Genomic DNA, 13,221 nt, shown 5'->3' with positions numbered 1-13,221 from the left:
TCCGATATTCGTAATCTATGAGCTTCCTTAGCCGCGGCAAAAGGGGCAATTGAGCTAGGCCCAAATCCGTAAAACGGTATATCTACCAGCCGACCTCCTGAACCCTTCGAAAGCGCGGCATGTCCGGATTTCTGACCTTTCTCGCCCTCGCCGTGATGATCGTGACTGCCTGCGTGCTCGTCGCCGGGCTCGTCAACATGATGCGCGGCGGGTCCGGCAACACCTCGCAGAAGCTGATGCGCGCCCGCGTCATGCTGCAGGGGCTGGCGGTCATCCTCATCGTCGGGGTGCTGCTGCTGGCGAAGCATTAGGGGCCTGGTCGAAGGCACGGCTTCGGACGCGCATCGGGCGGCCGAAGAGCGCTGGTTTCTTCTCCCCCGTGGGGAGAAGGTGCCCGGAGGGCGGATGAGGGGGATTGTCGGGAGGGGCGAGACGTCGCGCCGATCGGCACTTTCCCATTGCAGCCTGCGTCACAGCCCTCATCGCCTGCCGGCACTTCTCCCCATGGGGGAGAAGAAGGAAGCTGCGGCGGTCTCGCCCTGTCTCGATGATGAACTCGACCACGGGCGTGCGACGGAAGGACGGGGCCCACTCCGCACCCTTTGCCCCGCGCCGCGCTCCCGCCTATGTCTCCCGCCGACAGCGGAGGCACCATGGTCAGGCTGAACAAGATCTACACCCGCACCGGCGATGCCGGCGAGACGGGCCTCGCCGCCGGCCCGCGGCGCTCCAAGGCGGATCTGAGGCTCGAGGCGATCGGCACGGTGGACGAGCTGAACGCCGTCCTCGGCCTCGTGCGGCTGCATGCCGGCGGCGACCTCGACGAAATGCTCGCGCGCATCCAGAACGAGCTCTTCGACCTCGGTGCCGAACTCGCGACGCCCGAGACCGGCGAGCCGCTCGGCTACGAGCCGCTGAAGGTCGTCGCCGCCCAGGTCGCGCGGCTGGAGGAAGAGATCGACGCGATGAACGAGCGGCTGGAGCCTCTGCGCTCCTTCGTCCTGCCGGCCGGCTCGCCCGCGGCGACGCATCTGCACCACGCCCGCACGGTCGCGCGCCGCGCCGAGCGGCTGATGGTGGCGCTGGCGGCGAAGGCCGGCGAGACGGTGGCGCCGGCGGCGCTGCAATACGTCAACCGCCTGTCCGACCACTTCTTCGTCGCCGCCCGCATCGCCAACGACGACGGCCGCGCCGACGTCCTCTGGGTGCCGGGCGGCAGCCGTTGAGGGCTCGTGTGCCGGGCAGAGCGGCCGATCGGCCGACGGGCGCGGCCTGACGTCGGCGGTCCCGGATCGAGGCCGGGCGGCGCACGGACGATTTGCTTTCGCGCCGTGACCGCGCCAAAACGGCGTCACGACAGTTCAGGGCCTCTGGGGAGGCCAGCCAGGGAGTTCGATCGCCGATGAAGGTCCTCGTCGCAGTCAAGCGGGTCGTCGACTACAATGTGAAGATCCGGGTGAAGGCCGACGGCTCCGGCGTCGACCTCGCCAACGTCAAGATGAGCATGAACCCGTTCGACGAGATCGCCGTCGAGGCGGCGATCCGGCTCAAGGAGGCGGGCACCGCGAGCGAGATCGTCGCCGTCTCGGTCGGCCCGCAGCAGAGCCAGGAGACGATCCGCACTGCGCTCGCCATGGGTGCCGACCGCGGCGTGCTGGTGAAGACCGACCAGCCGACCGAGCCGCTCGCCGTCGCCAAGCTCCTGAAGGGCGTCGTGGAGGAGGAGAAGCCGGACCTCGTCATCCTCGGCAAGCAGGCGATCGACGACGACTGCAACCAGACCGGCCAGATGCTCGCCGCACTGCTCGGCTGGGCGCAGGGCACCTTCGCCAACGAGATCGCGTTGTCGGATGGCCGCGCCAAGGTGACGCGCGAGGTCGATGGCGGGCTGCAGACCATCGACCTGAAGCTGCCGGCGATCGTGACCACCGATCTTCGCCTCAACGAGCCGCGCTACGCCTCGCTGCCGAACATCATGAAGGCGAAGAAGAAGCCGATCGCCGAGAAGACGCCGGAGGAGATGGGCGTCGACATCGCGCCGCGGCTGGAGGTGCTCGGCACCGCCGAGCCGAAGAAGCGCGAGGGCGGCGTCAAGGTCGCCTCGGTCGACGAACTGATCGACAAGCTGAAGAACGAAGCCGGCCTGCTCTGATTCTGGCGAAGGAGAACCAACCATGACCACGCTGCTCATCGCCGAACACGACAACGCGGCGCTCTCCGGCGAAACCGCCAAGGCGCTCACCGCCGCGAGCGCCCTCGGCGCCGACGTCCACATCCTCGTCGCCGGCTCCGGCGCCTCCGCCGTCGCGGAGGCCGCGGCGAAGCTTTCGGGCGTCGCCAAGGTGCTGCATGCCGACGCCGGGCCCTATGCGCACGGCCTCGCCGAGCCGCTCGCCGACCTCGTCGTGAAGCTCGCGGGCGACTACGACGCGATCGTCGCACCGGCGACGACCAGCGGCAAGAACGTCGCCCCGCGCATCGCCGCGCTCCTCGACGTCATGCAGGTCTCCGACGTCATCGCCGTGAAGGGCGCCGACACGTTCGAGCGGCCGATCTATGCCGGCAACGCCGTCCAGACGGTGAAGTCGCATGACGCCAAGAAGGTGATCACCGTGCGCACCTCGGCCTTCCAGGCGGCGGGCGAGGGCGGCTCGGCCCAGGTGGAGGCGGTCGAGGCCGCCGGCGATCCCGGCCTCTCGACCTTCGTCGAGGAGAAGCTGGCCCATTCGGAGCGTCCGGAACTCACCGCCGCCAAGATCATCCTGTCCGGCGGGCGCGCGCTCGGCTCGAAGGAGAAGTTCGAGGAGGTGATCCTGCCGCTCGCCGACAAGCTCGGCGCCGCGGTCGGCGCATCGCGCGCGGCCGTCGACGCCGGCTATGCCCCCAACGACTGGCAGGTCGGCCAGACCGGCAAGGTGGTCGCGCCCGAGCTCTACATCGCCGCCGGCATCTCCGGCGCGATCCAGCATCTCGCCGGCATGAAGGACTCCAAGGTGATCGTCGCGATCAACAAGGACGAGGAGGCGCCGATTTTCCAGGTCGCCGACTACGGCCTCGTCGGCGATCTCTTCCAGATCCTGCCGGAGCTGACGCAGAAGCTCTGAGGGCGGCGGCCGCTTTGACGGCGTCGGCGGCGCGGACTACGCTGCGCCGCAACAGAACGGGAGGAGAGGCGACATGGACGGCGAGATCAGGACGGTCGGGATCGTCGGGGCGGGGCAGATGGGCGGCGGCATCGCGCATGTCGCCGCGCTCGCCGGCTTTGCCGTCACCCTCTACGACGTGACGCAGGAGCGGGCCGAGGCGGGGCTCGCCAAGATCGGCGCCAACATGGACCGCCAGATCGCCTCGCAGAAGATCTCCGAGGCCGAGAAGGCCGAGGCGCTGTCGCGGATCACCGCCGTCAGCGATCCCGCCGCCTTTTCAGGGCTCGACCTCGTGATCGAGGCGGCGACCGAGGACGAGACGGTCAAGCGCAAGATCTACCGCGAGATCTGCCCGCTCTTGGACGAGAAGACGATCCTCGCGACCAACACCTCGTCGATCTCGATCACAAGGCTCGCCGCGGCGACCGACCGGCCCGAGCGCTTCATGGGCATCCACTTCATGAACCCGGTGCCGGTCATGAAGCTGGTCGAACTGGTGCGCGGCATCGCCACCGGCGACGAGACGTTCGAGGCGGCGCGGACCTTCGTGACGAAGCTCGACAAGACGGTGACGGTGTCGGAGGACTTCCCGGCCTTCATCGTCAACCGCATCCTCCTGCCGATGATCAACGAGGCGATCTACACGCTCTACGAGGGCGTCGGCTCGGTCGAATCGATCGACACGGCGATGAAGCTCGGCGCGAACCATCCGATGGGCCCGCTGCAGCTCGCCGATTTCATCGGCCTCGACACCTGCCTGTCGATCATGCAGGTGCTGCACGACGGGCTGGCTGATTCCAAGTATCGCCCGTGCCCGCTGCTGGTGAAATATGTCGAGGCCGGCTGGCTCGGCCGCAAGGCCGGCCGCGGCTTCTACGACTATCGCGGCGAGACACCGGTGCCGACGCGGTAGGGCCGGGGATCAGGCCGGAGCATCCAGGACGAGAACGCCGAAACCTTGCGCCGCGACGAGCTGCGCGGCCTTTCGAACCGTGTCTTTCGCCAGACGCGCCTGTTCCGGCTGATCATTGACGATGACGCTAATCAGGACGTTGGTGCCGGCGATGAGCTTCACCGCTTGCCGGCCCAGGCGTCCGCGATGATCTCGTTCAATTCCTCGATCGTCGGGGCGGGACCGTGCGCGAGATGGTTCAGCATCGCGAACGTGTCCTCGATCCCGCGTGTTCGCGGCGGGTCTGCGGGCTTCTTGGGCGTTTCCACCGCGTGAAGCGTGACCCGGCCGGCGGCATCGCGCTCTGCGGCCACTTGCTCGCCCGGCTTCACGCCGAGATGGTCGAGCAGGTCTTCTCCGAGCGTCACCCCGCCCGTCTCGGTGATCGTCAGCGTCGTCGACATGGTGCAATCTCCGGATGTCGGCCGAAAGTAGGACCGAAGCGCCGGTGCCGCAACAGGCCGGACGGACAAGCGCGGCACCGAGCGGGTGCCGCGCTTGCTGTATCGTGTCCCGCCGTCGTCTCAGGCGAGCGTCAGCCCGACGTCGACATTGCCGCGCGTGGCGTTGGAGTACGGGCAGACCTCGTGCGCGGCGGCAAGGAGCTTTTCCCCGGCCTCGCGGTCGACGCCCGGCAGGGTCGCGGTGAGGTGGGCGGTGATGCCGTAGCCGCCTTCCGAGCGCGAACCGAAGCCGATCTCGGCGGCGACGGTCGCGTCGGCGGGCACCTTGACCCCGACCTTCCCGGAGACGGCCTTCATCGCGCCGAGGAAGCAGGCGGAATAGCCGGCGGCGAACAGCTTCTCCGGATTGGCGCCGTCCCCGCCCGGGCCGCCCATCTCCTTCGGCACGACAAGCCTGACGTCGACCGAGCCGTCCTCGGACCTGGCGCTGCCGTCGCGGCCCCCGGTGGCGGTAGCCCTGGTCTTGTAGATGACGTTCACGGACATGATGGTCTCCTTCTTCGTATGCGATAATAATTATCGCGATAATTATCAGCTAACGTTCGACCGCGCGCGCGTCCATAAACGTTATCGTGATATATGACCGGCTGCCTCCCGTTCCCGGCCGGAGGCGCCTATGTCGACCGGGCAGACGCCTTGCCGCCCGCATCGTCACCAGGGGAGCGCGGAGAGAGACCATGACCGACACCACGCTGCCGCTCGACCAGCATCTCTGCTTCGCGCTCTATGGCGCGTCCATGGCGGTGGGCCGGCTCTACAAGCCGGTGCTGGACGAGGCCGGGATCACCTATCCGCAATATCTCGTCCTCAGCGCGCTGTGGGAGGAGGACGGGCTGACGATCGGCGCGATCGCGGCGCGGCTGTCGCTGGAGTCCAGCACCGTGACGCCGCTGGTGAAGCGGCTGGAGGTCGCGGGTCTCCTCGAACGCCGGCGCAAGCGCGAGGACGAGCGGCAGGTGACGGTGACTCTGACGGAGGCCGGACGGGCGATGCGCCAGGTCACGCGCCGGCTCGGCGAGCGGCTGGTCGCCGCCTCCGGCATGGATCTCGAGCGGCTGCAGGCGCTCAACCGCGAAGTCCGCGCCCTGCGCGACGCAGTGGCCGCTGTGGCGGCGGACAGGCCAGGCGAGTAAGGCGGCGACGGGTCTCGCGGCGAGGGACACTCGCCGACGCCGCCGCGGGTCAGGCGCCGGCCTTGTCCTGCGCCGTCATCGCCTGGATCAGCCGGAGCGCGTCCGGGCTTGCCCATTCGGCCGGCCCGTTGATCGAGGCCCGGGCGCAGCCCTTGGGATCGACCAGCAGCGACACCGGCAGGCCGAAGGCGACGCCCTGGCTCTTCATGTCGTTGAAGACGCCCATCGTGGAGTCGCGGTAGAGCGGCAGGGCGGTGAGCTTTTCCTGCGCGTAGAAGCGCTGCGGCTTGTCGTTGTCGCCGAGGTCGACGTTGATCGGGACGACCGCGAAGTCCGCGCCGCCCTGCTTCTTTTCCAGGGCGTCGAGCGCCGGCATCTCCTCCCGGCACGGCACGCACCAGGTCGCCCACATGTTGACCAGCAGCGTCTTCCCGGAGAAGTCGGCGAGGGTGCGCTTTCCGCCGTGCTTGTCGGTGAAGGCGATCTGGCGGACGCTGAACGGCGTCTCCAGCGGCTGCACTGCGGCGACCTCGCCGGTGGCTTTCGCGGCGATCGCGTCCGCGAGCCTGGCATCGCCGGCGCAGGCTGTCGCGCCTTCGTTGCCAGACCCGCTTTGCCTGACGTATAGGACGGCACCGCCCGCAGCCAACCCGCAGACGAGAGCGAGCGCGGCGACCAGTGCCAGCCGCCGCCCGCCCGGGAACTTCGGATCCTGCGTGGTCATGTCGTCATCCGTCCTTTCGCTAGCCTCCACGACGAGTCCCATTCCATGAGCCAGAAGACGTCCAACGAGATGTGGGGCGGCCGTTTCGCCTCCGGGCCCGCCGCGGTCATGGAGGAGATCAACGCCTCGATCGACTTCGACAAGCGGCTTTATGCCGAGGATATCGACGGATCGAAAGCCCATGCGGCCATGCTGGCCGAACAAGGCATCATTTCGGCCGAGGACGCACGGACGTTACAGGACGGGCTGGAGACGGTCCGCGCCGAGATCGCCGAAGGGCGCTTCGCCTTCTCGCGCCAGCGCGAGGACATCCACATGAATATCGAGGCGCGGCTTGCCGAGCTGGTCGGCCCCGCCGCCGGTCGGCTGCACACCGCCCGCTCTCGCAACGACCAGGTCGCCCTCGACTTCCGCCTGCACGTGAAGAAGGCGCTTCAGGCGCTGGACGGCGCCCTCGTCGACTTCATGACGGCGCTCGTCGACAAGGCCGAGGCGCATGCCGACACCGTGATGCCGGGCTTCACCCATCTGCAGGTCGCCCAGCCCGTCACCTTCGGCCACCACTGCCTCGCCTATGTCGAGATGGCGGCGCGCGACCTGTTGCGGTGCCGCGACGCGCTGGAGCGGCTCGACGAATCGCCGCTCGGCGCCGCCGCGCTCGCCGGCACCGGCTTCCCGATCGACCGTCACATGACGGCGCAGGCGCTCGGCTTTCGCGAGCCGACGCGCAATTCGCTGGATTCGGTCTCCGACCGCGACTTCGCGCTGGAGTTCCTCTCGGTCGCCGCGATCTGCGCGACGCATCTGTCGCGGCTCGCCGAGGAAATCGTCATCTGGTCGACGCCGCAGTTCGGCTTCGTCCGGCTGTCGGACGCCTTTTCCACCGGCTCCTCGATCATGCCGCAGAAGCGCAACCCGGACGCGGCCGAACTGGTGCGCGCCAAACCGGGCCGCATCAACGGCGCGCTGATCTCGCTGCTGACGGTGATGAAGGGCCTGCCGCTGACCTATTCGAAGGACATGCAGGAGGACAAGGAACAGGTCTTCGACGCGATCGATTCGCTGTTCCTGGCACTCGCCGCGGCGACCGGCATGGTGCGCGACCTGACGCCGAACGTCGACGCGATGCGCAAGGCGGCCGGCCACGGCTACTCCACCGCGACGGACCTCGCCGACTTCCTGGTGCGCGAACTCGGCATGCCGTTCCGCGAGGCGCATCACGTCACCGGCCGCGCCGTCGCGCTGGCGGAGGAGCGTGGCGTCGGCCTCGAGGACCTGCCGCTCGAAACGCTGCGCTCGCTGGAGCCCCGCATCACCGACGCCGTCTATGGTGTTCTCGGCGTCGACGCCTCGGTCGCGAGCCGCAAGAGCTTCGGCGGCACCGCTCCGGAGAACGTGCGCCGGCAGGTCGGATACTGGAGAGACCGGCTCGCCCGCGAAAGCGGTTCGGGCAGAGGATGATTTTGTCCGGCAGAACCGCTATCACCGTTCGGGGTGACGCGGGGCGGCTGAGGCTGGGGGCGGCAGGATGGCGATGATATCGAGAGGAACGGCGGCTTTGGCGCTCGCAGCGGCGGCGCTGGTGCTGGCGGGCTGTGGAGTGAAGAACCCCCCGGTCCCGCCGACGACGGGCAAGGCGCCGACCGTCTCGTCGAATCGACCGTGTCCGGCCACACCGGCGGCGATAGCCGCTGTCAGGCGATCGCCGACGCCCGGGTGGCAAGGCCCGCTCAGCGGAGCCTTGCCATCGACGACGGCAGGCCGATCGGTGCCGCTGAGGTGCAACGAGGGTGCGGGCGGCGGCTTCATCCTCGATCCGCTGCTAAACTAATTCCCCTGCGGGCCGCGTCGGATGCGGCCGCCGAACCCGGCCGATGCGATGAACCATTTCGAGATGAGGAACGGCGCGCTCCACGCCGAGGACGTGTCGGTCGAGACGATCGCCCGCGAGATCGGGACGCCGTTCTACTGCTATTCCACCGCCACGCTGACGCGGCACTACGAGGTCTTCGCCAAGGCGTTCGCCGATATCGACGCGCTCGTCTGCTACGCCATGAAGGCGAACTCCAACCAGGCGGTGCTGGCGACGCTGGAGCGGCTCGGTGCGGGCGCGGACGTCGTCTCGGGCGGCGAACTCATCCGGGCGCTGCGTGCCGGCATTCCCGCCGACAGGATCATGTTCTCAGGCGTCGGCAAGACGGTCGCGGAGATCGACCTCGCGCTCGCCTCGAAGATCTTCTGCTTCAACGTCGAATCGGAGCCGGAGCTGGAGACGATTTCGGCCCGGGCCGTCGCTTGCGGCACCACGGCGCACGTCTCCTTCCGGATCAATCCGGACGTCGACGCACGCACCCACGCCAAGATCTCCACCGGCAAGAAATCCGACAAGTTCGGCATCGCCTTCGACCGCGCCGGGGCCGTCTACGATCGCGCCCGCGCGCTGCCGGGCATCGCGGTCTGCGGCATCGACATGCATATCGGCAGCCAGATCGTCGAGCTGAAGCCGTTCGACGAGGCCTTCGAGCGGCTGGCGGGACTGGTGCGGCGGCTGCGGGAAGCCGGCCACACGATCAGCCACATCGACCTCGGCGGCGGCCTCGGCGTGCCCTATCGCCGCGACGCCGACCTGCCGCCCGAGCCGCCGGCCTATGCCGAGATCGTCAAACGGCACGTGCGGGACCTGGATTGCCGCGTGGTGTTCGAGCCCGGCCGGCTGATCGCGGCGAACGCCGGCATTCTCGTTGCCAGGGTCGTCTATGTGAAGGAGACGGAGACGAAGACCTTCGTCATCGTCGACGCCGCGATGAACGATCTCGTCCGTCCGACCCTCTACGACGCCTGGCACGACATCGCTCCCGTCGTCGAGGGCGAGGCGACGGGAACGATCGTCGCCGACGTGGTCGGGCCGGTCTGCGAGAGCGGCGATTTCCTCGCCAAGGACCGCGCGCTGCCGGCGGTGAAGGCCGGCGATCTCGTCTTCGTCTCGTCCGCCGGCGCCTATGGCGCGGTGCAGGCCGGAACCTACAACACCCGGCCGCTCATCGCCGAGGTGCTGGTCAAGGGCGACGCCTATTATCCGGTCCGCCCGCGCCAGACGATCGACGAGTTGATCAGCCTCGACCACCTGCCGCCCTGGCTGGAGGGGTGAGTCTGCCGCCGGGTACGGGGCCGGAGCGAGCGCCGGTCGCGGCTGGCGGATGCGGGCAGCGATGACGCACCGCCGCGGCTCCGTGCCGGTGTCTTCAAACTCCCGTCACCTGCCTCCTCTTCGCCGTAAAAGCTGTTAAGCTTCGGAAAATTCAGGCTGCCCGGCATGGGCGCCTGAACTCCGGCGGAAAGTGGACGGGAATGAGCGACATCGACCGGTCGAGAGAGTGGATGGCGCACGGCCGGGTCGCGTGGACGCGCCGGGCCTCCTGGCTGTCGCTCTTCGTCGAGCGGGTCTGGCCGCTGGTGCTGGGGCTCGCCTGCCTCGCAGCCATCTTCCTGATCCTGTCCTGGTTCGGCCTGTTCGCTGCGATGCCGTACCTCGCGCGCATGCTGGTGCTCGGCGTCCTTGGCCTGCTCGCGCTCGCCGTGCTGTGGGCGAACCGCCGAATCCGGGTGCCGCGCCGCGCCGAGGTCGACCGTCGGATCGAACTCGTCAGCCGGCTGCAGCACCAGCCGCTGCGCGTGCAGGGCGAGCAAGCGACAGGCGAGGATCCCTTTGCGCTGGCGCTGTGGCGCGAGCATCAGCGGCGGATGGCCGAGCGGCTGCGGCACCTGTCCGGAGGCTCGCCCAACACGCAGACAGAGCGGCTCGACCCGCTCGGCATGCGGGCGCTGATCGCGCTGCTGCTGGTGACCGCCTTCGCCTTCTCGTTCGGGGCCGGCGGCGGCCGCCTCGGCGACGCCTTTGCGCCGGATGATTCGGCACCGGCTGCCAGCCGACGGATCGATGCCTGGGTGACACCGCCGACCTATACCGGCCGCGCCCCGATCTTCCTCACCGATGCGCAGCAGTCCGGCACGGTAGCCGTGCCGCAGGGAAGCGTCCTCTCGGTCCGCATTTCCGACGGCTCAGGCGCCGGGCTCGCCTTCACGCCGAAGCGCAAGGGCGCCGAAGCGGTCAACGTCGCCTCGAAGGACGAAGCGGCGGCGCAAAAGGCCGCGGCGGCGAGCGGCGGGCCGGGCACCGCGGGCGGCGCAAGCCAGGCTGAAAAGAGCGCGGCGTCGAAGCCGGCCGCCTCCGCGAACGGCCCGCGCGAATATGCCTATACGCTGCGGGAAAGCGGCGCGGCGGCTCTGACGACGGCGTTCCAGACCCTTGGCCAATGGTCCTTTGCGGTCACCCCCGACACCGATCCGAAGATTGCCTTCAAGGGCGAGCCGAAGGAGGCGCGCAACGGCGCCCTGGAGCTCGCCTACACGGTGACGGACGATTACGGGGTCGCCAAGGGACGGGCCGAGATCGCGGTCGAGGACAAGACCGTCGCGCCTGGCGCCCGGCCGCTGTTCCCGCCGCCGGAGGTGCGCCTGGCGCTGCCGCGGCGCACTCGCGGCACGGCGGAGGCCAGAACCAGCGCGGACCTCACCGAGAGCCCCTATGCCGGCGCGAAGGTCGGGCTGACGCTCGTCGCCGAGGACGATGCCGGCCAGGCCGGACGCTCTGCGACCAAGCATATCACGCTGCCGGAGCGCCGCTTCACCAATCCGCTGGCGCGGGCGGTCGTCGAGCAGCGGCGCATGCTGGCGCTGAACGCCAATGCCGCGCCGCGGGTCGTCGACATGCTCGACGCGATCACGCTGCGCGGCGACGAGTTCATCAAGAATCCGGGCGACTACATCGCCCTGAAGGCGGTCCGCACGCGCATCGCCACCGCGCATGACGACGCGGCGCTGAAGTCGGCCGTCGACTTCATGTGGGAGATCGCCCTCGGCATCGAGGACGGTAATCTGTCGCTCGCCGAGAAGCGGCTGCGCGATGCGCGCGAGAAGCTCTCGCAGGCGCTGCAGAACGGGGCGTCGAACGAGGAGATCGACCGCCTGATGAAGGACCTGCGCCAGGCGATGAACGATTATCTGCAGGAACTCGCCCAGCAGATGAAGAACCAGCCGCCGATGAGCCAGGACCAGATGCAGATGGGCAATGCCCAGGAGATCCGGCAGCAGGACCTGGAGAAGATGATGAACCAGATCGAGAATCTGGCGAAGTCCGGATCGAAGGAAGCGGCCCAGCAGCTCCTGTCGCAGCTCCAGCAGATGATGGACAACCTCCAGGCGATGCGCCCGGGCCGGCCACAGCAGGGCCAGCCGAACGCCATGCAGCAGCAGATGAACAAGCTCGGAGAGCTGCTGCAGAAGCAGCAGCAGCTGCGCGACCAGACCTATGATCTCGGCCGCCAGCGCGCGCAGCAGCAGGGGCAGGAGGGCCAGCAGGGTCAGCAGCAGCCAGGCCAGCAGCCCGGGCAGCCGATGACCGCCGAGCAGATGCAGAAGATGCTGCAGCAGATGCAACAGCAGCAGGGCCAGCTGCAGAAGGACCTGCAGGCGCTGCAGCAGCAGCTGCAGGGAATGGGCATGCAGCCGTCCAAGGGCTTCGGCGAGGCCGACCAGGCGATGGGCGATGCCAAGGGTGCGCTCGGGAAGGGCAATGACGGCGAGGCCGTGGGCCAGCAGGGCAAGGCGCTGGAGGCGCTGCGCAGCGGCGCCAAGGACATGATGCAGCAGATGCAACAGGCGATGCAGCAGGGGCAGGGCCAGCCCGGCCAGATGGGCCAGGGCTTCCCGGGCCAGCCGAACCCGTCGGGCCGCGATCCGCTGGGGCGGCAGATGCAGACGCAGGGGCCGGATTTCGGCCAGGACGTGAAGGTGCCGGACGAGATCGACACGCAGCGGGCCCGCCGCATCCTCGACGAGATCCGCAACCGGCTCGGCGATCAGCTGTCGCCGCAGCTGGAGCGCCAGTATCTGGAGCGGCTGCTGAAGACGCCGTGAGGCGTCAGGAGGACGCTGTCGTGGACGCGGGGCGGAAAGGCGTCGTCGTCCGTCCGAGAAGGTCGTCGTCCCGGCCTTGAGCCGGGAGCCATGCCTCAGCGTTCCATCGGTCTCGAGTGACGCCCGCGCGGTCCACCGGCGTCGGGCGCGTATCGGCTGGCCGCGACGGTTAAGGCCGGCAGACGGCGATCGAGTGGAGCTGGATTGGATTCCGGCTCAGGGCCGAAATGACGAACCGCATGCGTCTGCCGAGGCGATCCGCGTCGGGCCGTCGTCGTCTCAGGCGCAGCGGCGGGCGCGCAGGTCGACCCGGTCGTCGAAGTCTTCGTCGCTCTCGTCCGCGTCCTCGCGTTCGGCAGTCGCGGCGAGCACGCGGCCGACTTCGCGGCGAATCTCGGCGAGCGAGAACGGCTTGTCGACCACGCCGACGACGATGGCGGCGAGGTCCTCCGCCGCCTCCTTCTGCTCGGCATAGCCGGTCATCAGCAGGATCGGCAGATCGGGCCATTTGGCCGCGGCCTCGTGCGCGAGTTCGATGCCGGTCATGGCGGGCATGCGGATGTCGGAGAGCAGCAGGTCGAACGCGCCGTCCTCCTCGATCAGGCGATCGAGCGCGAGTTCGCCATCCTCGGCGGTGACGATGTCGTGGCCTTCGAGGCCCAGAGCCCGTGCGACGAGCCGGCGCACGCCGAGATCATCTTCGGCGATCAAGATCTTCGCCACGCCGAGCCTCCTGTGAACATGAGAGTGCGTGCAAGCCGTATCGCTAGCGTCTGGAACTGGCGCGAGGCTTGTGTCCGCCGTCCCGCCAGGATGCTGCGAAGTT

14 protein-coding genes are annotated in these 13,221 nt (G+C 68.8%); 9 read left to right on the top strand and 5 right to left on the bottom strand.

The features are described 5' to 3' along the window. The first annotated feature begins 119 nt into the window (after positions 1-119). The 5 genes from AB5S17_RS11260 to AB5S17_RS11240 all read left to right on the top strand — a co-directional run bounded on the left by AB5S17_RS11260 (position 120) and on the right by AB5S17_RS11240 (position 4,059). On the top strand, positions 120-311 hold the full coding sequence (locus AB5S17_RS11260) for a twin transmembrane helix small protein (protein WP_369239302.1): 192 nt from the start codon (positions 120-122) through the stop codon (positions 309-311). Positions 312-653: 342 nt separating this feature from the next. Next, positions 654-1,226 (top strand): cob(I)yrinic acid a,c-diamide adenosyltransferase, encoded by a 573-nt coding sequence (locus tag AB5S17_RS11255; RefSeq protein ID WP_369239300.1) that lies wholly within the window; start codon positions 654-656, stop codon positions 1,224-1,226. Between the two features lie 176 nt (positions 1,227-1,402). Then, positions 1,403-2,152 carry an electron transfer flavoprotein subunit beta/FixA family protein gene (locus AB5S17_RS11250; RefSeq protein WP_369239298.1) on the top strand — a complete coding sequence of 250 codons (750 nt, stop codon included), beginning with the start codon at positions 1,403-1,405 and terminating at the stop codon, positions 2,150-2,152. Positions 2,153-2,174: 22 nt separating this feature from the next. Then, entirely contained in the window at positions 2,175-3,104 is a 930-nt protein-coding gene (locus AB5S17_RS11245; protein WP_369239296.1) for an electron transfer flavoprotein subunit alpha/FixB family protein, read from the top strand. 73 nt (positions 3,105-3,177) lie between these two features. Next, complete coding sequence (locus tag AB5S17_RS11240) at positions 3,178-4,059, top strand: 3-hydroxybutyryl-CoA dehydrogenase (protein ID WP_369239294.1); 882 nt, start codon at positions 3,178-3,180, stop codon at positions 4,057-4,059. 9 nt (positions 4,060-4,068) lie between these two features. On the opposite strand, the gene AB5S17_RS11235 is transcribed toward AB5S17_RS11240, so the two are convergent. The 3 genes from AB5S17_RS11235 to AB5S17_RS11225 all read right to left on the bottom strand — a co-directional run bounded on the left by AB5S17_RS11235 (position 4,069) and on the right by AB5S17_RS11225 (position 5,048). After that, complete coding sequence (locus AB5S17_RS11235; protein ID WP_369239292.1) at positions 4,069-4,221, bottom strand: hypothetical protein; 153 nt, start codon at positions 4,219-4,221, stop codon at positions 4,069-4,071. Next, positions 4,218-4,502, bottom strand: coding sequence for an AbrB/MazE/SpoVT family DNA-binding domain-containing protein (locus tag AB5S17_RS11230; protein ID WP_369239290.1), 285 nt, complete (start codon positions 4,500-4,502; stop codon positions 4,218-4,220). The genes AB5S17_RS11235 and AB5S17_RS11230 overlap by 4 nt, the downstream gene beginning before the upstream one ends. Before the next feature lie 120 nt (positions 4,503-4,622). Further along, positions 4,623-5,048, bottom strand: coding sequence for an organic hydroperoxide resistance protein (locus AB5S17_RS11225; RefSeq protein ID WP_369239288.1), 426 nt, complete (start codon positions 5,046-5,048; stop codon positions 4,623-4,625). 191 nt (positions 5,049-5,239) lie between these two features. Between AB5S17_RS11225 and AB5S17_RS11220 the strand changes: the two genes are divergently transcribed. Continuing rightward, positions 5,240-5,695, top strand: a complete 456-nt coding sequence (locus tag AB5S17_RS11220; RefSeq protein WP_369239286.1) for a MarR family winged helix-turn-helix transcriptional regulator — start codon at positions 5,240-5,242, stop codon at positions 5,693-5,695. A 49-nt stretch (positions 5,696-5,744) separates the two neighbouring features. Here AB5S17_RS11220 and AB5S17_RS11215 read toward each other — a convergent pair whose 3' ends face one another. After that, positions 5,745-6,419, bottom strand: a complete 675-nt coding sequence (locus tag AB5S17_RS11215; RefSeq protein WP_369239284.1) for a TlpA disulfide reductase family protein — start codon at positions 6,417-6,419, stop codon at positions 5,745-5,747. A gap of 45 nt (positions 6,420-6,464) precedes the next feature. Between AB5S17_RS11215 and argH the strand changes: the two genes are divergently transcribed. The 3 genes from argH to AB5S17_RS11200 all read left to right on the top strand — a co-directional run bounded on the left by argH (position 6,465) and on the right by AB5S17_RS11200 (position 12,395). Then, positions 6,465-7,880, top strand: coding sequence for an argininosuccinate lyase (gene argH / locus AB5S17_RS11210; RefSeq protein ID WP_369239282.1), 1,416 nt, complete (start codon positions 6,465-6,467; stop codon positions 7,878-7,880). Positions 7,881-8,298: 418 nt separating this feature from the next. Further along, positions 8,299-9,567 carry a diaminopimelate decarboxylase gene (gene lysA / locus AB5S17_RS11205; protein ID WP_369239280.1) on the top strand — a complete coding sequence of 423 codons (1,269 nt, stop codon included), beginning with the start codon at positions 8,299-8,301 and terminating at the stop codon, positions 9,565-9,567. A gap of 200 nt (positions 9,568-9,767) precedes the next feature. Further along, complete coding sequence (locus AB5S17_RS11200) at positions 9,768-12,395, top strand: TIGR02302 family protein (protein WP_369239278.1); 2,628 nt, start codon at positions 9,768-9,770, stop codon at positions 12,393-12,395. 279 nt (positions 12,396-12,674) lie between these two features. Here AB5S17_RS11200 and AB5S17_RS11195 read toward each other — a convergent pair whose 3' ends face one another. Next, positions 12,675-13,118, bottom strand: a complete 444-nt coding sequence (locus AB5S17_RS11195; RefSeq protein WP_369239276.1) for a response regulator — start codon at positions 13,116-13,118, stop codon at positions 12,675-12,677. Between the last annotated feature and the right edge of the window lie 103 nt (positions 13,119-13,221).

The organism is Jiella sp. M17.18 (assembly GCF_041027365.1).
In the GTDB taxonomy this organism is placed as follows: Bacteria; Pseudomonadota; Alphaproteobacteria; order Rhizobiales; family Rhizobiaceae; genus VKMB-3413.
This window is presented reverse-complemented; position numbering and strand designations above follow the sequence as displayed.